At 40.3% G+C, this 23,861-nt stretch carries 19 protein-coding genes; 10 read left to right on the plus strand and 9 right to left on the minus strand.

Annotation, left to right across the window (positions count from 1 at the left end):
- Nucleotides 1-16: 16 nt before the first annotated feature.
- A complete protein-coding gene (locus K0S23_RS10575; protein WP_300356969.1) occupies nt 17-1,183 on the plus strand; it encodes a peptidylprolyl isomerase in 1,167 nt (388 codons plus the stop codon).
- Nucleotides 1,184-1,308: 125 nt separating this feature from the next.
- Here K0S23_RS10575 and K0S23_RS10580 read toward each other — a convergent pair whose 3' ends face one another.
- The 5 genes from K0S23_RS10580 to K0S23_RS10600 all read right to left on the minus strand — a co-directional run bounded on the left by K0S23_RS10580 (nt 1,309) and on the right by K0S23_RS10600 (nt 6,084).
- Complete coding sequence (locus tag K0S23_RS10580; RefSeq protein WP_300356971.1) at nt 1,309-1,968, minus strand: outer membrane beta-barrel protein; 660 nt, start codon at nt 1,966-1,968, stop codon at nt 1,309-1,311.
- A gap of 91 nt (nt 1,969-2,059) precedes the next feature.
- On the minus strand, nt 2,060-2,491 hold the full coding sequence (locus K0S23_RS10585) for a hypothetical protein (protein ID WP_300356973.1): 432 nt from the start codon (nt 2,489-2,491) through the stop codon (nt 2,060-2,062).
- Nucleotides 2,492-2,512: 21 nt separating this feature from the next.
- Nucleotides 2,513-2,680 carry a hypothetical protein gene (locus K0S23_RS10590; protein ID WP_300356975.1) on the minus strand — a complete coding sequence of 56 codons (168 nt, stop codon included), beginning with the start codon at nt 2,678-2,680 and terminating at the stop codon, nt 2,513-2,515.
- 28 nt (nt 2,681-2,708) lie between these two features.
- Nucleotides 2,709-3,752 carry a glycoside hydrolase family 16 protein gene (locus K0S23_RS10595; RefSeq protein ID WP_300356977.1) on the minus strand — a complete coding sequence of 348 codons (1,044 nt, stop codon included), beginning with the start codon at nt 3,750-3,752 and terminating at the stop codon, nt 2,709-2,711.
- A 115-nt stretch (nt 3,753-3,867) separates the two neighbouring features.
- Nucleotides 3,868-6,084 (minus strand): peptidylprolyl isomerase, encoded by a 2,217-nt coding sequence (locus K0S23_RS10600; protein ID WP_300356979.1) that lies wholly within the window; start codon nt 6,082-6,084, stop codon nt 3,868-3,870.
- A gap of 289 nt (nt 6,085-6,373) precedes the next feature.
- On the opposite strand from K0S23_RS10600, the gene msrA reads away from it, so the two are divergent.
- Nucleotides 6,374-7,033, plus strand: coding sequence for a peptide-methionine (S)-S-oxide reductase MsrA (gene msrA, locus K0S23_RS10605; protein WP_300356981.1), 660 nt, complete (start codon nt 6,374-6,376; stop codon nt 7,031-7,033).
- 98 nt (nt 7,034-7,131) lie between these two features.
- On the opposite strand, the gene K0S23_RS10610 is transcribed toward msrA, so the two are convergent.
- Nucleotides 7,132-9,090, minus strand: a complete 1,959-nt coding sequence (locus K0S23_RS10610) for a thioredoxin domain-containing protein (protein WP_300356983.1) — start codon at nt 9,088-9,090, stop codon at nt 7,132-7,134.
- A gap of 285 nt (nt 9,091-9,375) precedes the next feature.
- Here K0S23_RS10610 and K0S23_RS10615 point away from each other — a divergent pair, with 285 nt between their 5' ends.
- The 6 genes from K0S23_RS10615 (at nt 9,376) to K0S23_RS10640 (ending at nt 16,333) form a co-directional block, all read left to right on the plus strand.
- Nucleotides 9,376-10,851: a hypothetical protein gene (locus tag K0S23_RS10615; RefSeq protein WP_300356985.1), complete on the plus strand. Its 1,476-nt coding sequence runs from the start codon at nt 9,376-9,378 to the stop codon at nt 10,849-10,851.
- Nucleotides 10,823-12,205 carry a GDSL-type esterase/lipase family protein gene (locus K0S23_RS10620; protein ID WP_300356987.1) on the plus strand — a complete coding sequence of 461 codons (1,383 nt, stop codon included), beginning with the start codon at nt 10,823-10,825 and terminating at the stop codon, nt 12,203-12,205. The genes K0S23_RS10615 and K0S23_RS10620 overlap by 29 nt, the downstream gene beginning before the upstream one ends.
- Nucleotides 12,166-13,893: an MBOAT family O-acyltransferase gene (locus K0S23_RS10625; RefSeq protein WP_300356989.1), complete on the plus strand. Its 1,728-nt coding sequence runs from the start codon at nt 12,166-12,168 to the stop codon at nt 13,891-13,893. The genes K0S23_RS10620 and K0S23_RS10625 overlap by 40 nt, the downstream gene beginning before the upstream one ends.
- 68 nt (nt 13,894-13,961) lie before the next feature.
- Nucleotides 13,962-14,660: a lipoyl(octanoyl) transferase LipB gene (gene lipB, locus K0S23_RS10630; protein WP_300356991.1), complete on the plus strand. Its 699-nt coding sequence runs from the start codon at nt 13,962-13,964 to the stop codon at nt 14,658-14,660.
- 2 nt (nt 14,661-14,662) lie between these two features.
- Nucleotides 14,663-15,892 carry a serine hydrolase gene (locus tag K0S23_RS10635; protein WP_300356993.1) on the plus strand — a complete coding sequence of 410 codons (1,230 nt, stop codon included), beginning with the start codon at nt 14,663-14,665 and terminating at the stop codon, nt 15,890-15,892.
- A 30-nt stretch (nt 15,893-15,922) separates the two neighbouring features.
- Nucleotides 15,923-16,333: a hypothetical protein gene (locus K0S23_RS10640; RefSeq protein ID WP_300356995.1), complete on the plus strand. Its 411-nt coding sequence runs from the start codon at nt 15,923-15,925 to the stop codon at nt 16,331-16,333.
- Between the two features lie 118 nt (nt 16,334-16,451).
- Here K0S23_RS10640 and hppD read toward each other — a convergent pair whose 3' ends face one another.
- On the minus strand, nt 16,452-17,615 hold the full coding sequence (hppD, locus tag K0S23_RS10645) for a 4-hydroxyphenylpyruvate dioxygenase (protein WP_300356997.1): 1,164 nt from the start codon (nt 17,613-17,615) through the stop codon (nt 16,452-16,454).
- A 101-nt stretch (nt 17,616-17,716) separates the two neighbouring features.
- A complete protein-coding gene (locus K0S23_RS10650; protein ID WP_300356999.1) occupies nt 17,717-18,877 on the minus strand; it encodes a homogentisate 1,2-dioxygenase in 1,161 nt (386 codons plus the stop codon).
- Between the two features lie 236 nt (nt 18,878-19,113).
- On the opposite strand from K0S23_RS10650, the gene K0S23_RS10655 reads away from it, so the two are divergent.
- Both K0S23_RS10655 and K0S23_RS10660 read left to right on the plus strand, forming a co-directional pair.
- Nucleotides 19,114-20,046, plus strand: a complete 933-nt coding sequence (locus K0S23_RS10655; RefSeq protein WP_300357001.1) for an NAD-dependent epimerase/dehydratase family protein — start codon at nt 19,114-19,116, stop codon at nt 20,044-20,046.
- A gap of 134 nt (nt 20,047-20,180) precedes the next feature.
- The gene (locus K0S23_RS10660) at nt 20,181-21,059 is read left to right on the plus strand and encodes a hypothetical protein (protein ID WP_300357003.1); all 879 of its coding nucleotides are present in this window, start codon (nt 20,181-20,183) and stop codon (nt 21,057-21,059) included.
- Nucleotides 21,060-21,389: 330 nt separating this feature from the next.
- Here the strand turns inward: K0S23_RS10660 and K0S23_RS10665 are convergent, their stop codons facing one another.
- The gene (locus tag K0S23_RS10665) at nt 21,390-23,789 is read right to left on the minus strand and encodes a TonB-dependent receptor (RefSeq protein WP_300357005.1); all 2,400 of its coding nucleotides are present in this window, start codon (nt 23,787-23,789) and stop codon (nt 21,390-21,392) included.
- Between the last annotated feature and the right edge of the window lie 72 nt (nt 23,790-23,861).

A 23,861-nucleotide genomic window follows, 5' to 3' on the forward strand; every position in this document is an offset into this window, starting at 1 on the left:
ACCCAAATAATTGAATATGAAAAAAGGACTTAGATACATTTCAGCATTAATGCTTTTATGTATTACTACCACTTCGCTTTTTGCACAAAAGGTCGAATTACCGAAAGACTCTGATCCTGGTATTTACGCTGCTTTTGTTACTACAAAAGGAAATATCATCGTAAAATTAGAGGCAGACAAAACTCCTATGACAGTTGCCAACTTTGTTGGTTTGGCAGAGGGAAACCTAACACTTTTTGATTCTGTAAAAATTACAAAACCGTTTTATGACGGATTGAAATTTCACCGTGTGATCAAAGATTTCATGATCCAGGGAGGAGATCCGCAAGGAACAGGAATGGGTGGCCCGGGGTACAAGTTTTTTGATGAAACAAGACCTGATTTAACACACAGCGGTCCAGGGATTCTTTCTATGGCGAACAGCGGGCCGGCAACAAACGGGAGCCAGTTCTTCATTACACACAAAGAAACTCCGTGGCTAAACGGAAAGCATACTGTTTTCGGACATGTAGTTCAGGGACAGGATGTAGTGAACAAAATTGAGGCAAACGATGTCATGACGAAAGTTGTGATTATCCGCAATGGAAAAGCTTACAAATCCTGGAATGCAACGGAAAAATTCAAATCTTCTTATGCTAAGGTACAGGCTGAACAGGAAGTTAAAAAAGCAGAGCAGGCAAAATTGGATGCAATCGAGAAAGATCGTATTGCAAAATGTGCTGCAATGTCTGAAGCTGAATACCGCGTTTACCTGTTGAACGAGATCCGTAAAAAATACCCGAATGCACAACAAACTGAATCAGGGTTGGTATACGTTATTCAAACTGAAGGAAACGGTACAAGAGCAAATAAAGGAGACAATGTTTCTACACACTATACAGGAACTTTCTTAAACGGCACGAAATTCGATTCGTCACGTGACCGCAACCAGCCATTGGATTTCACACACAACGTGGGACAAATGATCGCTGGTTATGATGAAGCAATTTCTATTCTGAGTAAAGGCGGAAGAGGGATTTTCGTGATTCCTTACTTCAAAGCATATGGTGCTGCAGGAAGACCGGGAGGAATTCCTCCGTATTCGGACTTAGTATTTGATATTGAGTTATTGAATATTATCCCGGCTGTTACAAGCCCTAATCCAAATGCGCCAATGGAAATCAAAGGCGGAGCGGAAAAGTAATAGCTGGTGAAGACTGAGCGAAGCAATAGCAAATTGCTTAACGCGAATGATGGAGCAGCGTTTGCTAAATGAAATTATTGAAGTCCCGGTGATCATTGTCGGGACTTTTTTATTACTTCTTTTTTCTATTTCAGGTGGATCCCTGCACACAAACGTAAGTATTTGTAGCGGTAATTGAAATCATAGTCTCCACCATAACCTGAACCGATAGTATTCCCGGAAAGCTGCTGGCCCTTTATCACTAAAGCAAATTCCGCTTTTAGGAATACATCTAAGCGTACTAAAAGTGGGAATCTTGTTCCCAGACCAATTGCCGGCGAAATAGACAGACCGTTATTATATGAATCTTTGCTTTCCTGGGTTGTGGTAGGATCGTTTGGAGAAGATGAGTAACTGGTATAAGTATATCGAACTTTTCCAGCCACACAAACTCCCGCATAAGCACCGGCTTCTAAAAAGACTTTAAACCGATCTCCAAAAGTAAGTCTCACAAATGCAGGAATCGACACCACCGCATACCGGTAATGCAGATCTTTTTTCGATGACATTTTACCGGAATAAATACCTTCATCCCAGGTATGGAAGTAATTCACTTCTATTCCTGTTTTAAAATTGAACAGGCAGGTATCGCGTAAAAGAATATTTGCTCCGATCCCCACTCCGTAGAATGTCCTGTCTTCTTTGCTGCTCAAAGGATGATTGACAGAGCAATGAAATTCAAAACCCGGTTTCTGTGCACTGACTCCGAAAGGAAGCAGGATGATTAAGATTAAAATTGATTTCATATTTATTGTGATTTGGTCAATTCTTTAGCCGTTTCTTCAATAAACGACCAGTATTTAGTCCAAGGGATGTCAAATTTCACTCCCTATTCTTTTATTTCAAGTGTATGCCTACACAAAATCTTCCATAGAAAAAACGTGTAATCTGAAACTTATCATTTTCCTGATTCAACACGAAAGCGAATTCAGGTTTCAGCATGAGGTCAATACCGTCTGAAAGTGGAAACCTACCTCCAAGGCCAATTGCAGGAGTAAGCGATAAGCCGGAAAAATAATCCCTGCTTTCCTGTCCTTTAACGGAAGGATTGTTATAAGCACTCCATGAGAAATAATCATACTTGATTTTGCCGTATCCAATTCCCAAATAAGCTCCCGATTCCACAAAGAATTTAAATTCTTCTCCAAAGGAAAACCGAACAATCGCAGGAATAGACAAAGCCACAAATTGATAATGCACATTCGTTTGACTGGTATAATGCCCAGCATACAAGGTAGGAGCCCAGAGGTGAAAAAAATTGAACTCCACTCCTGTTTTAAAACCGACCACCTAGTCCTCACCAAAAATAATATTACCTCCGACTCCTGCTCCGAAGAACGTTCTGTCTGAGGCATTAAGACTAAAGGCATGATTCACAGAATAATGAATCTCAAAGCCTGGTCCCTGTGCACTGGCTCCCAAAGGAAGCAGGATGATTAAGATTAAAATGGTTTTCATATTTAAGTTGATTTAGTTGCATTTATTCTTAGGACGATCCTTTTTTATAAAACCGGAAGTAATCGATTTCCATGCTTTTCGGGAAATCATCACCCAAATTGGGATCGTTCCCATTTCCATGCTGGATCCCGAGGTTGAAGCGCACCTGCATTTTATCTGTAAAGGGCCAGGATTCATTTACTTTGTATTCAAGTCCCTCTTTAATGGTATTACAATCCGTGGGATTTCCATTCTTTGAATTAAAACGGTACAAAGAATGAACTATTTGTCCGTCGATCGACCAAACAATTTTGTAGTAATCCCATTCCAGTGTATAAATGTGATAGTCATCACTCAGATCCGTTTTGGAGTTTCCCCAATTACCGTAGCACGGATAGAGATCATCAGAACATTGAGAACTTCCGCGGTTTATACTATCGCCATGAATAGCAAAATGAGGATTCCGAGACAAGCGATTTTTCTTATATCTCCCGAGACAGTTGTACTCGTTCCAGAACTCGAAAATATCGATCTCGTAGTTGTGTTTTCCATTCTCCCCGTTAAAAAGCCAGAAAGCCGGCCACAGGCCTTTTCCCTTCGGGATCTTGATGCGAGCCTCGTACTTTCCGTAGCCAAACATACGCTGCGATTCGATCCAGGCAGAAGAATACAGGAACGAAGAAGAATCCTTTCCCGGAGTAGCTTTAGACCAATCCACCACGTATTTTCCTGCAATGGGAGTATTTTCTTTTCTTGCGATCAATTGGAGAATCCCATTCAGCGTTACCACATTGTTAGCAATAGGAATAGCGGGTGTAGTACCTGTATTGGCGTACCACGTTTTGGAACCATCGTTCTCAAAGTTAAAACCCGCCAGCACTCCCTGGTAAGGAAAGATCCAATTCTGAGGCGACAAGACCTTCCCGTCGAAATTATCTTCGTAGTCCAGTACCCAAGATCCGTCGCTGCACGGAATCAATTCTTTTGGGGAAATCGTTGCATAGGTATCGTCGAAACACTGAGCAAAAGCAGTATTCCAGGAAACAAGCGCTGTAAGGGCAAGTAAATTAACCGGTTTCAGGGGTCTTATCATTCTTGTTTTCAATCTTAGCATGAAAATAAACTATTATTGATCAATATAAGGATGCAGAAAATGAAAAAGGTTGTACACCGAAGCGCACAACCTTTTCATCTTTCAATCTTATTTATTAGCGGACAATTCCTGCTTCCAATAAAGCTCTGTTATCCATTACATTCAATTTTTTCTGCAATGCCTGGCGAGAAGAGTTAGCAATACCTGCTTTGATCTGGCTCAACATCTGCATTTTTTCCGCATCGTAGTTTTTCGCTGCAGGAGCTTTAACTGTTTTGTTTACACGGATCACATAAACTCCGGACTGACCAACAGTTGGTTTGGATGATCTTTTGTCCTTTACTTTACCTGAGAACAAGGCTCCGATAACTTCCGGCTCATAACCACCACCCTGAATACTTGGTGAAGCAAAAGTTACCTCTGCCTGTTTCACGTCCGTTTTCAATTTCTTAGCCAATACTTCCAGGTTTGTAACAGATCCGATCTTCTTCAAGATTGAATTTGCTTTTTTCTCGTTCAAAGCATCCGTTCTCATACGCTCATACGTATCAACCAATGCAGGTGCACCTTTTTCGCGGATAGAAGAAACGATTGCAATGATCAGGCGGTTATCGTCCTGGATCGGTGAAGAACATAGATCACCAACCTCAGCTTCATCGTTGTATGCCAACTCTAAAATTGACTGAGCAGCCATTTTAGTTGTGAATCCCTGAACTCTCGGAGACTCATCGAACATACGAAGTGGTCTGGAGTAGAAGCCTTCTCTGCGGGCAATCGTATCAAACAAAATGATCTTATCCGTAATGTCTTCTTTTTTGGAAAGTTCTCTGTCAATTTTCGAAAGCAAGCTGTACGCTTTATCTTTCAATTTGATTTTTGTATCCTCGGATGCAAGCAATGTCTTTTGAATTAAAGCTACAATCGGGAATTTCACATCGTTCTTTCTGTCCAAAACTTCCATGATATGGAAACCGAAATCAGTCTGAACAACTCCGATCGTTCCTACCGGTTTTTCTTTTGCAAAGTCAGAGAAAGGTGTTACCATTTCGTAATCCATGAAATCTTCGTATACACCTCCTTTGTCTTTCGATCCCGGATCTTCCGAATATTTTTTCACGAATTCTTCGAAATTGGTCTTATTCACCACTTTCACCAAACTATCAGCTAATTTCTTAGCAGAAGCAATTTTCTTGGTATCTCCTTTTTGAGCACTGATCAAAATGTGACGCACTTTCATCACTGTTGAATTGAACCCAACCACTTTCGCAAGGCGTGTTTTTCCTTTGTCATCGTATGGTCCAACCAATTGACCGATAGCTGCAGATTTAAACACAGTATCCATTGCTGCAGGATAAGTCAAATCCGGACGAGCTTTCGGATCGCCTTCAGGGCGTAAAGTCAACGCGCTACCGGAAGGATACGCTCTTGAGAAAGGTACTTCCGAGTTTTCAAGAATAAATACAGAATCATTTGTTGATGTAGCGAATGCTTTTTTCACCACGGACAATTCTTTATTGAAAACACTTGAATCTTTCTTTGACGGCAAGATTGTTACATCAAAATACTTCACATCGCGACCTGCCATTACCTGGTATTTCGGTTTGTCCTTGTTCTTTTCATAGAAAGCACGAACCTCTTTGTCAGAAATCTTCATCTGATCATCCGTAATATCGCGGTAAGCACCCATTACAAATGAAATAGATTTGGATTCGTTCTTAGCCAAATATTCATTTTTAGCTTCCAATTTTGTCACATATGAACCCTGGCCTAAATACTGGAAGTATTTTTCCTGCATGCGCTGTATACGGATAGCTTCTTTTGTCTTTTTCCAATTTTCAATTGCTGTCGGATCTGAAGATTTCTCCTGGTCCTGAACATATTTTTCCAATTGTGCAGCGTTGAACTGACCCGTAGCCGGATCTGTAAATGCCTGCTGAATTTCAGGTAACAAGGTAAAACCTTCTTCTCCATAAAGGAAAGAAGTAAATTCTTTTTCAGAAACGGCCAAACCAAGCGCTTCATATTCACGCTTAAGGATAATTTCATCTACAGTTGCAGACCATGCTTTATCAGCAGATTGTTCCTGGTCTTTTTCTGTATATTCACGTTGCTGCTGCTGAAACTGTTGTCTGTCCGAATACTCAAACTGATTCATTTTCGCATTGTAAATTGCAGTATCCACTTCGTTTCCATCGATTGTACCAAGTGTACCTCTATCAACCGAAGAACCGATTTTATCAAATAATCCTGTAAGAATAAAAGTCAAGAGAGCCAATCCTGTAATACCTACAAGCAGGTAACGCATGCTTCTTATTTTCCCAATAATTGCCATTCTATAATTTCTTTTAAGGGTGCGAATATAATCAGTTGAGCCGACTTTTTAAACCTTTCTACTTTTTTTTGTTGTTTCAGGGTCAATAATTTGTATAATCCGCTGCGGTGAAAGTTAGAGGGTGAGTTATTTTTGCCCGCAGATTTCGCAGATTTCCGCAGATGATTTGCAATTACCAAAACCTGTTTAACGGCATTACTTGACCTTCTTAAAACCCTTAAGAAAGGTTAAAAAGCCGGTGAACTAAATCCGGATTCGGAACTGTGTCGTAACTTGAAAAAAATATTTTATGAAACACATCATTTTCTTTTTAATCGTTACAGTTTTGTCTTTGAGTGCCTGCGGACAGAAGGATAAATCACAGGAAATCGCTAAAACTCCAAAAAGCAACAAGGAATTGTCCAAATACCAGGTAGCTTATTTCGGAAGCGGCTGTTTCTGGTGTGTCGAAGCCATTTACGAATCCGTTAAAGGAGTAGCCGAAGTGGAAAGCGGATACGCAGGAGGCCATGTTGAAAATCCGACCTATGAAGATGTTTGTACCGGAACAACGGGCCATGCAGAAACAGTGAAAATTTACTACGATTCAAGCATTGTATCATATGATGAGTTATTGAAAGTTTTTTACGACTCCCACGATCCGACGACACTAAACCGCCAGGGACCTGATGCAGGCACACAATACCGCTCTGCAATATTTTATCAAAACGACTTCGAGCGCGATCATGCCAAGACTTACATTCAGAAATTGCTACTGGAGAAAAAGTTTCCTTCCATCACCACAGAAGTAGTTAAATACACCGCTTTCTACAAGGCAGAAGAATATCATCAAAATTTCGAATGCCGGAATCCGAATAACGGGTATGTGCAGGCAGTTTCACAGCCAAGACTGGAACAGTTTAAGATTAAAGCTCCGGAAATGTTGAAAACGGAAGAAAAGAAGAAGTGAAAGCCAATACAGACTTAATTATAACCGCAAAGAATGAAAGAGCGCAAAGATCGGATTAATATTCCCTTTGTGTTCTTAGCGTCTTTGCGGTGAAAAATTCAATTCAAATTCTCCAAATAATCCTCTACTTCTCTTGTATGTACCATTGGGATGGAACACAATCCTGCGGCGCAAACGGTTGCTTCACTTTCCCGGGTATACCGAATGACTAAAAACGGGGAACTCTGTTTTCTGAACATATTCCATTCCGGAGTTAAGGGAAGCGTGAGTAAGCGCACCTCTTTTTGGAATCGAAGCAATAACAAAGCCCAGTTCGAATATCCCGAACCGTATTGTTCCATTCCGTCAATTACATTCTGAAGCATTTGCTTTGACTTTGCCTCGTAATCGAGATTATCGATCAATAATGAAAGCGTTAAGAGGTTATGTGCCATGATGCTATTTGTGGAAGGAATCACATTGTCGTTGATCTCCATTTTCCGGGCAATCAGGTCGTGATTATCCGGTGTAAAATAGAACATCCCGGATTTCTCGTCATAGAAATGTTCCAGGGTGTAAGTACATAAGTGCTTTGCAAAATCCAGATCTTCTTCATCACCCGTAATTTGATAAAGCGCAAGAAAGGCTTGGATTGCCGTTGCATAATCGTCTAAAAAACCGGTGATAAACGAACGGTTGTTTTGCCTGGTATGGAATAATTGAAAATCACCTGCTGCCTGGTACTTCCGGAGCCACTTAGCGATTTGCAGAGCTATTTTCAGGTATCCGTGATCTTCCGTAGCCTTAAATGCTTCAATCAAACCGTTTATTGTAAGCGCATTCCAAGCTGTTAAACATTTCGTATCCGTTACCGGTGCAATGCGTTTTTTGCGGATATGCAGCAAAGTATCCAATTGTGCCTGAATCTTTGCTGGATTTACAGACGGGTTCATTTCACAAAATTCCTCCCATGTCTCATTTCTCAAGAGAACCCATTGCTGATGTTCCCAGAATCCTTTGTTTCCAGGATTATATAATTTCCAAAACCAGGATGCATCTTCACCCAAAGCTGCTTCGATCTCTTCCTTTGTCCAAACATAATACTTGCCCTCTACTCCTTCTGAGTCAGCATCCTGCGCAGCAAACAAACCTCCTTCTTCGCTCTGCATTTCGCGTTCAAGCCATCCGAGCGTTTGATCCAATACCCGCTTATATTCCGGAGTTTTGGTTTGAGCATAAGCCTGGGCATATACACTCAGCAATTGTCCGTTATCATAAAGCATTTTCTCGAAGTGAGGGATTTTCCACAACATATCAACTGAATATCGCGAAAAACCACCACCAAGCTGATCGTAAATTCCTCCCAAAGCCATTTTATGGAGTGTCAGATCCACGTACTTTTGAATGGACTCGTTTTTCTCCAATGTTCCGTAATGCAGTAAAAACTCTATGTTACTCGGAAGAGGAAACTTAGGAGCAGAAGTGGGACCACCCTCCACCATATCCATCCGTGGCTGCCATCTCCGAACCAATTCCCATAATTTATCAGCTGGAAAAGGTTGCACTGGTTCTGCAACAGCAATGAGATCCGATTGCTGAACACCTTCAGAAAGTTCTTTTGCATATTCCAACACTTTTCCCGGCTCAGAAGTATAGGTATGATGTAATGATTTCAATACATGCATCCATTGTTCTTTCGGGAAGTAAGTTCCACCATAAACCGGTTGTCCGTTCGGAATGGTGAAACAATTCAATGGCCATCCGCCTCTTTGAGTCATCAATTGAACAGCCGTCATATATACTTGGTCCACATCCGGACGTTCTTCGCGATCCACTTTGATACACACAAAATGCTTGTTCATCAAGGCAGCCACTTCTTCATCTTCAAAACATTCGTGCTCCATCACATGACACCAATGACAGGCAGAGTAACCAATGGAAACAAGTACCAGTTTCTGCTCTTCTTCCGCCCGGTCAAAAGCTTCCTTCGACCACGGGACCCAATTTACGGGGTTATGGGCGTGTTGCTGCAAGTATAAACTGCTTTCGTGAATGAGTTCGTTTGTGTACTGTTCCATAAGATAAAGTTACGAAAGTCGGGGAATGAATTCGTGGATTTCCAGAAGGATTTTTGCAAACAATAATTAGTTACCATGGTAAATGGGGGATAATCTTACTCTTATCTCAAAAACTAAAAAAAAAGCTCTGAAAGCTTTATAAACATTGGCCTGTTCGCAATATCGCGAACTTGCAACCAGATGCTGTCCTGAGCCCTCAAATAATTCCCAAATGATCGCAGATAATAAACAATCATTTGTCTATTCCGGATTTGGATTAATTTTGTACCTCAATTTTTAATGTAAGTGAAGCAATTACAACCATTTCATGTTCTTATTTACCTTGCCGGAATCCTGGTATTACTCACCGGCATTAGTTTTTTGGTCAAAGGAGACAAAATCGACCTTTTTGGTATGGATGTCCGGTTCCTTACATTCAATGAAGCATTAACTCCTCCAAAACCGGTAGAAAAGAAAAACATTACCAATATTGTACAAGTAGATACCTTGGATATTGAAGGAGCTTCAGCCGATACAACAATCAAAAACACCTTCGAGTCTGACGGAAAAATGGGAGCTCCGGCAGGAGGAACTTTATCTGCAGAGGCCGCAACAACCATTCAGTACAATGAAAAAGGCCAGGAAGCCCTTTATACTTTCTTCGAAAAACTGGATGCAGCAGCAAAGGGAAAAAAGGTGCGCATTTTGCATTATGGTGATTCACAAATCGAAGGAGACCGCATGACATCCTATATCCGTCAGCGCCTGCAAACTCAATTCGGTGGATTCGGGCCGGGAACAATTCCTGCCAAAAACGAATACAACACCATTACTTTCAAACAAACCTGTTCACCTAATTTCATCCGTTACACGGCTTTTGGCGGTGCCAGTTTAAAATCACGCAAATACGGATCGATGAATACTGCCGCACGCTTTACCCCGGAAATGGATAGTGCACAAATGGCAGCTTCCACAACTATTAAGGAAGCGTTCATTGAAATTGAACCAACTAAAACAGCCTATTCGAGAGCCAGATCATACAACAATGCAAAAATGTTCTATACCAGTTGTTTCAAACCCTGTAAAATTAAAGTTTACAGCGGCACCACACTGGTTCATGAAGACAGTCTGGAAAATGATGGAAAATACCACGTTCTTTCGCTGCAATTCCCTTCTACGCCAAGCAAGTTGAGGTACGAATTTTCAGCATCGGTGAGCCCGACCATTATTGGTTTCTCATTAGAAAGTGATTACGGAGTTTTTGTAGATAATATCGGAATGCGCGGTTCCAGTGGTACTTTCTTTGGTAAAATCGACCACAACATGGCATCTAAAATGTATGCAGACCTGAACGTCGAAATGGTTATTATGCAATTCGGAGGAAATGGCGTTCCATATATGAGCGATTCTTCTTCTGTGCGCAGATATGCAAAACAATTCAAAGGTCAATTATACACTATAAAAAAACTACGTCCATCAGCTTCTATTTTGGTGATCGGACCAAGTGACATGTCTATGCAATCAATAGCCGGACGGGTTACTTATAAAATGCTGCCTTTCCTGGTGCAGGAAATGACAAAAGTTTCAAAAGAAGTCGGTGCCTGTTACTGGGATCTTTTCAGTGCAATGGGTGGAGAAAATTCCATGCCCAGCTGGGTTGAAAAAGGCTTAGCCGGGAATGATTACATACATTTCACGAACCGTGGCGCCAGTATCGCGTCACAGCTTTTCTTTGATGCTTTAGCAGCTGAGTATGTCAAATGGAAACAAAGAGCTCAATAAAAGCGGCATGCTCATTGCACAAATGAAATATTGGATGAAGTTTAGTTTTTATACCGCATTATTAGTTACTTCCCTTATTGCCTGCAACAGTCAGTCGCAAGTGGAGATCCTGCGCGATAAAACTCCATTGGACACTTATATCTATTCCAATTTTCATCATCTCGACAGCAATTTAAAACACCAATACCCTTTCATTAATTTTGAAAACAACTGTTTCCGGTTTTACAGTGCACAAAGTCCCAATTGGGAGCATTTGTTCCAGGATTTCAGAAACATGATCACTGAAAAGAACTGCAAGCTGAATTTTTACCACATCGGCGGATCGCATCTTCAGGCAGATGTTTATACTCACGATATCCGAACCTATTTGCAAACACATTGGCTGGATATTCCCGGAGAACGGGGACTGATTTTTCCATTTGACCTGGCAAAGACCAACAATCCGTGGAACTACGAATTCAAATCAAGAAATCATTGGAATACTTATCGAAGCGTAAACTTCAATAATCCGGAAAGAATTAACTTCGGACTGCTTGGTGCCGTAGTTGAAACACCCGATTCCATTGTTGAAATTACTTTTAAGTATGATAAAACGGACGTCAAGCCCGGTTTCACCAGGTTACGCGTGTATCACAACAAAGGGATTTTTCCCTATGAATTGAATTTCGGTCCGGATGAGATCTTAATCGTCAATAAATTCCGGAACGAATCCCTGGGTTATACCGAAGCGGTTTTTGCAGACGCGGTTGACACTTTCAATCTTCAATTTACCAGGTTAATCGCAGGACCGTATAACCTTCAGCTTCATGCATTCCAGTTAAGCAATGCTGCACCGGGAATTTCCTACACAGCAATCGGCATCAACGGTGCAGGATTATATACCTACCTGGGAAATGAGAATTTTGAAGAACAGCTGAAAGAATCCCCGCCGGATTTCTTTGCGTTTTCTGTTGGAACCAATGACGCCAATGTTCCTTACTCCTCTTTTAACCCGGAAGTATATAAGAAGAATTTGGAAGCCATGATGCTCAAAGTATTGGCTGCAAACCCGGATTGTGCTATTCTATTGACTGTTCCGAATGATGCAGGCTACAAAAAGAAATACCTCAACCAAAACGTAGCCCGCGAACGTGAAGTAATAATCGAACTGGCAAAAAAATATCAGTGTCCTGTTTGGGATTTTTACGGAATCATGGGTGAATTGGGTTCTTCCCGTATTTGGAAAGGTCATGGACTGATGCGAGGAGATTTAGTTCATTTTACAGTACCGGGGTACCATTTAAAAGCAGACCTTTTTATAGATGCTTTTGAAAAATGGCTGGAACAAATGGAGAAGAGAAAATACATCAATTAAAAAATAGTTTAAGTCCCTTTATGGAATCGTTGCACCGCATTTTTAGTTTCACACCTATGTCAGCCAATGATCTGGCGTTTAACCGCCTTGATTTTTGGATCTTCTTTCTGGCGTTCATGGTGCTGTTTAGTTTTCTACACAAACATCAATTGGTGCGAAGCATGTTCATTACTGTAGCCAGTTTGTTCCTGTATTTTAAAACTTCCGGTTTTTTCGTAACACTTTTGATTCTTTCGGTGGTGGTCAACTTCTTATTCGGGAGATGGATTTTCCGGTCTGAAAGTAAATTGGCCCGCAAATGGATCATTGCACTTTCCGCAACATTCAATTTATTCTTCCTGGGTTTCTTTAAATATGCACATTTCTTTACCGATTCCTTTAATAAGATGTTTCATACAAAATATGAAGTATTCAACACCTTTGCTCAATGGGGGAACGGATTTTTCGGCGCCGGGACTTTTGAAGAAATGATCCTGATGCCGGCAGGTATAAGCTTTTTCACCTTCCAGTCGATTAGTTATGTGGTTGATATTTACCGGAAGGAAATTGAGCCTGTGAAGAACATTTGGGATTATGCTTTTTACGTGACTTATTTCCCGCACGTGCTTATGGGCCCGATCGTTCGTGCACGTGATTTTATTCCCCAGATCTACCAAAAATTCAAACTGAGTCAAAAGGAATTCAGTGAAGCGGTTTTCCTGATCATGAAAGGCCTTTTCAAGAAAATTGTACTGGCTGATTTCATTGCAACACATTTTATTGATGCAATAGTTGATAATCCGGATGTTTACCCGGGATATTGGAGTGTTATTGCTATGTGGGGTTATTCTTTGCAGATCTACGGTGATTTCTCCGGTTACACAGATATTGCAATCGGAATTTCCAAACTGATGGGTTTCGAATTGTTACCGAACTTCAATTCTCCGTACAAAGCAAACAGTGTTGCAGATTTCTGGAGAAGATGGCACAAATCATTGGGATCCTGGCTGCGGGATTATTTATATATTCCATTAGGAGGAAACAAAAAGGGAACTATTGGAACCTTCATTGCGATTATTGTCATTTTCGTTTTCCTGATTTTCATCACCGGTTGGTTTGAGTTGATCTTCGTTTATATCGGTTTGATGAGTTTATATGGAATTGCAATCCTTATCAGCCCGAAAGTAAAAACATTCATGTACCGCGATTTAAACTTATTGATTACCATGATCCTGGGCGGTCTTTGGCATGGAGCTTCGCAAAACTTCGTAATCTGGGGAGCAATGAACGGTCTGGCACTCGTCATTTACAATCACTGGAAAAAAGTTTCACCCTATGAAAAGAGTTCCTGGTGGATAGTCCATTTCTGGAAGATCTTGCTGACCTTCAACTTCATAACATTTACACGTATCTGGTTCCGCTTAAAAACCGAAGGAGCACCCGGTAATATGCTGGATCGCATTTTCAATAATTTCAACTTTGGGTGGGAAACCTTCCAAGCCATGATCAATACTTATTATCCGGCACTTTTGGTCATGCTTTTAGGATTTTTCATTCACTGGATGCCCCAAAAATGGAAAGATTTTATGGTCGCAAGTTTTGTAAAAACGCATATGGTTGTCCAGATGTTAATAATTGCAGTATTTATCGTTATCCTGTATCAGGCAGCTTCCGATTCGTTCCATCCTTTCGTATATTTGGAGTTCTAAAATTGAAAAGGTGATTTCGACTCCGCTCAATCACCCTTTTATTAAAACAAGTAGCGAGATTTAAAGATATGTTACCTGAAGTACGCTTTCAAGATTTGGGACTGATTGATTATCAGGAAGCCTGGGATTACCAGGAAAAACTCTTTGGAGCAACCATTGCGCTTAAAATTGAGCGCAGAAATGAAACTACTACCGAAGAAACTCAAAATCACCTTCTTTTCTGTGAACATCCACATGTTTTTACACTTGGAAAAAGCGGTACGGAAGATCATCTACTTTTAAATGAAACCGGGCTGGAAGAACATGATGCAAAGTTCTATAAGATCAACCGCGGCGGAGATATTACTTACCACGGACCCGGGCAATTAGTAGCCTATCCCCTTTTCGACCTGGACTATTTCTTCACGGATATCCACAAGTACATGCGATACCTGGAAGAAGCAGTCATCCAAGTCCTGGCACATTACGGAATTAAGGGCGAACGTTCACAAGGATTTACCGGTGTCTGGATCGATGCTGACAAACCAACTGCCCGAAAGATTTGTGCAATGGGTGTGAAATCATCACGCTGGGTTACGATGCATGGAATTGGTTTCAATATAAATTCAAATCTTTCCTATTTTTCTCATATTGTGCCTTGCGGAATTGAAGATAAATCTGTAACTTCCTTGCAACAGGAACTTGGAAGAGCTATTGACATGCATGAGGTAAAAGACCTCTTGAAAGAAAAATTAGCCTCTCAATTCGGATTTACTTACGCACAATAGTCATGAAACACACCCTGCTCAAATGGTTAAAACGAACCGGTTGGTTTGTCTTAATCCTGTTTTTATCCGTCAATATTTTTATTCTTCTAAGTGGCCGCTTCTACCTTTACAAGGGCGTCTATTATACTTATTTGCAGGGAGAAACCTCTCCAACCATCTATGATTTGAATAAATTTTACAATTCAACCGTAGAGGCTCCCAAGAAAACTCAGCCCTGGGTTTTTAAAACGTCCAAAAACGAATTGCTCGATAAAAAAGACCTGAAATACATGGAAACCTGGATGACCTCTTCCTTTCTGATTGTGAAAAATGACCAGGTCATTTATGAAAGGTACTGGGACGATCATCATCCTGAAACTGTTTCCAATTCTTTTTCCGCAGCCAAAACCATTGTAAGTATCCTTATAGGAATTGCACTCGAAGAAGGCGACATCAAAAGCCTGGATGAACCTGTTCGAAAATACATCCCCGAATTTTCAGGAAAAGGAAAAGAAAAAATCACCATCCGGCATTTACTCGCCATGTCTTCCGGCTTAGACTGGACGGAAAGCGGTAAAAATCCCTTATCTGAAAATGCCGAATCTTATTACGGATGGGATTTAAGAGGTTTGGTTACGCGCCAGCATGTTGAGCGGATTCCGGGAAAAGACTTCATTTATCAAAGCGGAAACTCTCAGCTTCTCGCTTTTATTCTTGAAGAAGCAACTGGGAAAGATCTTTCCTACTATGCTTCCGAAAAATTATGGAAACCAATTGGTGCAGAATCTGATGCCTTTTGGAGCTTAGACAAGGAAAACGGTGCTGAAAAAGCCTTTTGTTGTCTTTACAGTACCACGCGTGATTTTGCCAGAATCGGAAAGGTATTGGCCAATCATGGGAAATGGAATGACAAACAAGTGATTCCGGCATCTTACTTTGATGAAATGGTCAAAAACCCGGAAATGACCACAGAAGAAGGCGTTCCGAATACCCGTTACGGCTTACATATCTGGACCTATGTAAGTAATGGCCACCCCGTTTATTACTGTCGTGGAATCAAAGGTCAATACATTATCGCAATTCCCGGCGAACAGTTAGTGATCGTTAGAACAGGCCATATCCGGGCTCCAAATATTGAAAAAGACATTCTGAAATCTGCCAACACAAAAGAAAACCAGGAAAAAATCGGGCACCCTTCTGATTTGTTTGAATACATTCGAATGGCAAGAGAAGCAGCAACTGCCAACAAATGATTAACTTTGCAATTCAAAATCGGATGAGCAATGCGAGAAGAATTGAAAGGCCCTGTAGTTGAAAACGTAAAAGTTGTAATCGTTCCCGAAATCAATGAAGAAGGCGGTACACAGCATTACGTCTATCTTTTGAACTTAAGGGACGATATCATGGAAGGAATTATAATCACCAGCCGTGGTTATGGAGAAGATGTGAACACGGGCGAGAAAATTAAAACTTCCACATTGCGTCATTCTTTGGAAGTCCTTTTACCAAATGAAGCCGCTAAAATCGAACCTATCATGGAAGAAGTATTTGGTCTTACAAATGAGTATTGGGTATCTTTCTGGGCAGACGATGTGATGTACGACAAACGTTTTATTTTCCTGCCGGAAACTATTAACGAAAAGAACATGACGACAATTCCTATGCTTGGCGGCAAAGGTGTTATGATCGGATAGAAAAGACTTTAAAGACAAAAGACTCAAGACAGATTTGTTAAAATTCAAAAACCTCGACAATCCATCAAATTGGAGTCGAGGTTTTTATCTATAATCTCTGTCTTTTGTCTAAAGTCTATTATAACGTTCCACGCTTCTCCTGCTCTCTTTCGATTGATTCGAACAAGGCTTTGAAGTTTCCTGCGCCGAATCCCTTGGCCCCCATTCTCTGGATAACTTCGAAGAAGACAGTCGGACGATCTTCTACCGGTTTGGTGAAAATCTGCAACAAATAACCTTCTTCATCCGCATCGATCATAATACCAAGCTTTTGTAACTCTTTAATATCTTCCTTGAATTTCGACATGTGATCTTTCAAACGCTCCGGAATTGCATCGTAATAAGCTTGAGGAGGAGTTGATAAGAATTCAATTCCACGGGAACGCATATCTGCTACTGTTGTAATAATATCATCTGTTGCAACAGCTATATGCTGTACACCTTCACCTTCATAAAAATCAATGTATTCTTCGATTTGAGATCGCTTTTTTCCTTCCGCAGGTTCGTTGATCGGGAACTTAATGCGTCCATTTCCGTTCGACATTACTTTTGACATCAAAGCGGAATATTCAGTAGTAATTTGTTTATCATCGAACGATAAGAAATTGACAAATCCCATGACATCCTCAAACCATTTTACAGCTTCATTCATTCTATTCCACCCGGTATTTCCAACCATATGATCAATGAACTTTAATCCAACCGGAGCCGGATTATAATCTGACTTATACTCCACATAACCCGGCATAAAAATACCTGTATAATTTTTGCGTTCAACGAATACAAAAACCGTTTCGCCATAAGCTCCATAAATTCCGGAACGAACAACTTCTCCATGCTCATCGGATTCAACAATTGGCTCAAAGAAAGATCTCGCACCTCTTTTGGTCGTTTCTTCGTATGACTTTCTGGCATCTTCTACCCAAAGTGCAATCACTTTTACTCCGTCGCCATGCTTTTTTACGTGTTCTCCAATTGGTGAATCGCTCTTCAGTGCAGTTGTTAATACAATTCTGATTTTGTCTTGTTTTAATACATAAGATGCTCGATCCTTTATACCAGTTTCCAAACCAGCATAAGCTAAATCCTGGAAACCAAATGCTGTTTTATAAAAATGCGCAGCCTGTTTTGCATTTCCTACGTAGAACTCTACATAATCGGTTCCCAACAAGGGTAAAAAATCTTGTGCTCCTTCAAATATCTTTTCTAATCCGTACTCAACGTTTTTAATCTCGTTACTCATAATGTTATTCTTTAAATGTTTAATCTTTTCTCCCTTGAGGGGAGATCAAGAGGGGTGGCCATTCCCCTAAGTCCCCCTTCAAAGGGGGAAATAATTTGTAATTATTTATCCAGCCAGCTTGTCGCGTAGGAATCATCTTCCATATCGACAGCTGCCTGTGTTAATTTTAGCGGTCTGAAAGTATCTACCATAACAGCCAGCTCCTTTGTTTCCGTTTGTCCGATACTTCTTTCATAAGCTCCCGGATGTGGCCCGTGAGGAATTCCTCCCGGATGTAAAGAAATATATCCTTTTTCCACATGGTTTCTGCTCATGAAATCGCCATCCACATAATAAAGCAACTCATCAGAATCAATGTTACTGTGATTATACGGTGCAGGAATCGAAAGCGGGTGATAATCATACATTCTCGGCACAAACGAACAAATCACAAAATTGTGGGCTTCAAATGTCTGATGAACCGGAGGTGGCTGATGCACGCGTCCGGTAATCGGCTCGAAATCGTGAATGGAAAATGCATATGGAAAATTGTATCCATCCCAACCAACGACATCGAAAGGATGAGAAGCATATTCCAATTCATGCAGCATGTTTTCCTTTTTGATCCTGATTTTAAATGTTCCCAACTCATCGTGTGTTTCCAACTCGGAAGGGGCTCTGAAATCTCTTTCGCAGAAGGGAGAGTGCTCGAGCAACTGTCCGAACTTATTGCGGTAGTTTCGGGGAGTATAGATCGGAGAAAATGATTCTACGATAAACAACCTGTTTTTCTCCGTCTCAAATTCCATTTGGTAAATCATTCCGCGGGGAACAACCAAATAATCACCGTAGCTGAACGGGATGTTGCCCAGCATTGTTCTCAACTTTCCGCTTCCTTCGTGAATAAAAATCACTTCATCTGCATCCGCATTTTTGTAGAAATAACTTTCCATCGACTTTTTAGGTGCAGCAAGTGCAATATTCAAGTCGTTATTAAAGAGAACTATTTCGCGCGACTCTAAAAAATCATCTTTCGGAGTTACATTAAATCCCTTCAACATGCGGGAAGTAATGTTTTTATTGACTGCAGGAACAGGTGTCAGATCTTTGAATTCTTTGACGGATCTTACCATGGTAGGTCGGTGCACATGGTATAACAAGGATGAAAATCCATGAAAACCTTCTGTTCCGAATAACTGTTCATAGTACAAATCACCGGATTCCTTGCGGAACTGAGTATGTCTTTTAGGCGGGATTTTCCCCAAATTATAGTAAAAAGGCATCTTTTATTTATTTAAATGTTAACTGTAAAACGATCAAAAAGATGCTCCTCTCATTCGGGTTTTCGAATAAGAAGCCACATGAGTTTTATCGTCAATTCCAACCACATAGTATCTGAAAGTTACGCAAAAATACCGACAAAAAGAGTTATAAAAAATGAGAATTGTCAGTTTTTATACCAAAGTGAACACTTTTATTGGTGGGAAAAAAAAGTATATTTGCGGACAAATCGCACCCCATGAAAAAAATTCTGGTTTTAGGTTCCTGTGGACAAATCGGTACTGAATTAGTACTTGCGCTAAGAGAAAAATTTGGCTCTCAAAATGTTGTCGCAGCCGATTTAAAAGACGAATGTCCTGAGAATCTTTCAAACGGACCTTACATTCAGCTAGACGCCTTAAATAAGGAAGGGGTTCGTGCATATATTATCGAACAGAAATTTTCGGATGTTTATTTACTTGCTGCATTGCTTTCAGCAACTGCAGAGAAAAACCCGGATTTTGCCTGGAAATTGAACATGGAAAGCTTGTTCATTATACTTGACCTTGCAAAAGAAGGACATATCTCAAAGATATTCTGGCCTTCATCCATTGCTGTTTTTGGTCCCACAACTCCACGATTTAACACCCCTCAATATACAGTCATGGAACCGAGCACTGTTTATGGAATATCCAAACAGGCCGGGGAAAGATGGTGTGAATACTACTTTAACAAATTTGGCGTGGATGTGCGAAGTATCCGCTACCCCGGATTGATCTCTTACAAGAGTTTACCGGGAGGTGGTACCACTGACTATGCGGTCGACATTTATTATAAAGCAAAAGCAGGAGAACATTTTACCTGTTTCCTGAAAGAAGACACTGCACTTCCAATGATGTTTATGGATGACGCGATTCGTGCAACTATTGAACTGATGGAAGCCCCTGCTGAAAAAGTAAAGATCCGCTCCAGTTATAATCTTTCCGCTTTAAGTTTTACCCCAAAACAGATATTCGAAAGCATCCAAAAAGCAATACCTTCATTTACAATAAATTACGAACCGGATTTCAGACAGGCAATTGCAGATTCCTGGCCTGCTTCAATAGATGATTCATATGCACGCGAGAACTGGGGCTGGAAAGAGAGCTACGATCTGGACAAAACCACTAACGAAATGTTAAATAACTTGTGATTTTAGTTTAAAAAAATCAAACTATTCATTGTTAATCGAAAAAAAAAAGCACTTCAGCGAAATTTTAAAGGTATTTGGGTAACTATAACAAAATAATTCTATCTTTAAAATGCGCTACAAAACTAATTCAAAACATGTGGAAGTATAAACAAGCCGGACTCGTTGTTTTTTTCCTGTCACTACTTATGACTGCCAAAGCATCTCCAACCACAGATCAAGATGGCAAATTGAATGTTACAGATGAAAAGGGAAGAAAACAAGGCAAGTGGATTTACTACGGTAAAGACCGTCCAGATTCTGGTATTCCTGCAAACGGTAAAGTCGAAGAAGGCAAATACGTAGATGACCGTAAAGAAGGCATTTGGATTAAATATCATACCGATGGAATGACTCCATCTCTCAAAGGAAACTACGAAAACAACCGTCCGAAAGGTCAGTTTACCCGCTATTGGGCAAACGGCAGACCGAAAGAAAAGGGTAATTTTGAAAAGAATATTTATAAGGATTCGCTTATTCGTTATTACGAAAACGGACAGGCTTCTTACCAGGGATATTATAACGAAATAGGAAAAGAAAACGGAAAAATCCGTTATTACTATCCGAACGGTCAACTGGAATACGAATATGATTCTAATAATGGAGTGATTTCGGGAAAAGCAGTCCGTTATTATGAGAACGGTGATGTAAAAGAAATCTCTTACTATGACGGTTCAGGTAATCAGACAAAATCTGAAGCTAAGGATCCTGTAAATCCGATGGTTAAAGTGAAAGACCCGGGACAATCAAAAGAAAAAGCTCCTATGATTGGCGGTACACCAAAAACACAAGGTGTAAAATGGGCTCCGAACGGCTACAACAAAGTTTATAACAATGACGGAGAAATCTGGCAAGACGGAGAGTTTAAAAACGGTGCTCTTTGGGATGGAAAAGTATATGTCTACGACAATGACGGAATTCTTCTTAAAGTAAAAGTTTACAAAGGTGGTGTCTATCATTCCGACGGACAATTATAACAATACGACGATCTTATCTTAAAGGCTTCCATTTCCGGAAGCCTTTTTTATTTGGAATAAATAGTGCAAAAAATTGGATATTATATATCCCCTCACCAAGCTTTTTCAAAGCACAATATTTTATCTTACCCACAGACGAACACTGAAGAATACAAAGTTTCACACTCTGATCAATAGAAATAAGGCTTAGATCAGATAAAGCGTTTATTTTGCCCGGACTAAATTTATTCCGTTTTCTGTCCTCCCCGTGTACCTCTTAGAAGAAAACATGAACATTGGGCAGTGTGATTAATTCCCAAAATTATCCCGAACTGCTTTCATAAATCTGTCTTATTTATTGAATGTGTTAATTCTCAAAGTAAAAATCCAATTTCTACCTGGCGCACTGATATTGGAGGCAAACGTTCTATAGTTCGCATCAAAAATGTTTTCACAAGCAGCCTGAACGGAGAAAAACTTGTTGATCTGCCAACCAACTTTTGCATTTAAGGTGAACCAAGCGGGCATTCCGTCAGCAGTGGCATACGGTAAATTATCTTCACCACTGTTCGAATAATCTTTTAATCTTTTCCAGCCATTGTACAAGCTATACACTTCAATTCTGAACTTTTTAATGATCTGCTGAATACTTGTTTTTCCGTAAAGAGGCGGAATATGATCCAGCGGTTGCTGGGAACCATTAAATGTCAAATGTCCTTTTGTATAAGTTATGGAGGAAGTCAGGATCGTATTTTTAAAGGGCTGGATCTTCAATGTACTTTCAAAACCATAAATACTTCCCTGGTTTGCATTCTGAGCAGAATATACATTCACATAATTGTTATTGTATAAAATAGTATCGCTGCCATTAAACGTACTTGGCAAAATAGCAATTAAATTATTGATATACGTGTAATAAGCCACAACTGAAAACTGATACTTTTCATTGAATCTTAAGCCAATGGAAAATTCAGTTGAATAGGCATATTCCGGTTTCAATTTAGGGTTAGGCATGACCAATTTCCCCTGTTCGCTGTTAGTCTCTATAACAGATTCAAATACTTTCGCCAGATCATCAACATTCGGAGCTCTGAATCCGGAAGATTCCGAAAGTGAAAATCGCAGGTTCTTATTTGCCAAATAAACAACTCCGACATTTCCGTTTACAGCAAAATTAGATGTGTTTGCTCTCTCAAAAGGAAACGGAAAAAATTCTTTACTCTTAAAAGCGGCTTTCAGATTGACATAGTTTGCGCGAACACCTCCGTTAACGATCCATTTATTATTTATATGCCATGCATCAGTCAGATAGGCTGCAATACTTGTCATACTTGAACCTCCGTCAGGATATCTTGTGTCCAGGTTTCCTGTCGTATCGTTAATGATATCCTCAACAAATGCGGTGGATTTAACGTCATTATAACTTCCCGAAATTCCATACCGAACTTCCTGCTTCTTAATCCGCTTTTCAAAATCAAGGAGCAAGGAACTTACCGCAACCTGCTCATTCCGATGATTCAAAAAATCAGAGTTAAAATTGCGGTCATGGCGGCTTTCCTTAACCAACTGCTGGCTCAAAATCACTTTGAGACGATCAAAAATTACTGTTTTCTTACTGTAATTCAGTTCATAGCTTCCCATTACTCTTAGTTGTGGGCCGTAATACCATTCTGCAAATCTTGGCAAACCGTTTTTAGTCTGTGTTAACCGGTCGTATCTTGAAATATTGGACGAGTTGGAAAACTGAAAATTCAATTTATGCTCAACAAAGTTGTTTTGTTTGAAGCCAATTTTCTGGAGAATATCGTATTGAGAATAGCCCGAACCAAGCTGCCGGTTTTTATTCGGATTGTTCATTACAGAATCCGTGTCATTCATTCGTTCCACATAAAAACTTCGCTCACCAAAATCAGGGTATTTTGACTTTCGTTTACTTCCCTGCATAAGATCATCGAATTGAGAGTAGCTGAAACTGGTAACAGACGACCACTTTCTCGACCCGAGTATTAAAGTAGAATTTGCTGAAAAGCCATTTGCAGCTGAAAAGTAACGTCCATAGCTTCTTGATTTGACAACAAGTTTCGAATCCGTTGAATACTCCGGTGATTGCGTATAGAAATGCATGACACCACCTAAGGCATCCGAACCGTAAACCACGGATCCCGGACCATAGACAATCTCAATTTTTTCCAGCGAAGCCTGATCGATTGTAATGACATTTTGCAAATGGCCTCCTCGATAAATGGCGTTATTCATCGGGACACCATCCACCACAAGCAAGACTTTATTGGTTTCGAATCCTCTGATTACCGGAGAACCTCCTCCCAATTGGGATTTTTGCACGAAAACGTTTCCACTGGCAGTTAATACATCCGCACTATTTGACTGATTCATCTCATCCAATTCGGTCTTCCTGATGATTTCGATTCTTTTGGAAACATCCTGTTTCACTTCTCTAAACCTGCTTGCAGAAACCACCTCTTCATCGAGATCAATCACTTTTTCTCTAAGCCAAATTGTATCTGTACTGTTCAAATCATTTTTGAGAACCTCAATTGTAAAATAATTCGGATGGTACACTTTTACAGGCTTATCAGTTTTCAGATTTTCCAAAATGCACTGCCCTTTTTCATCCGTGGTAGCTAATAAAAGTCCGTCCTGAACAAAACGAACCTCGAAAACGGGTTGCCTGTAATATTCGTCAAAAACAGAAATCTGCTGGGAGAATCCCACATTTACGAATGCTATCAAAAAGGATGTTAAAAGAGCTAACCGATTTCGATGAAACAGGAATGATTGTGACATAGCTTCTTAGGTTTATTT

Origin of the sequence: Fluviicola sp. (genome assembly GCF_029266855.1) — a bacterium.
GTDB lineage: Bacteria > Bacteroidota > Bacteroidia > Flavobacteriales_D > Crocinitomicaceae > Fluviicola.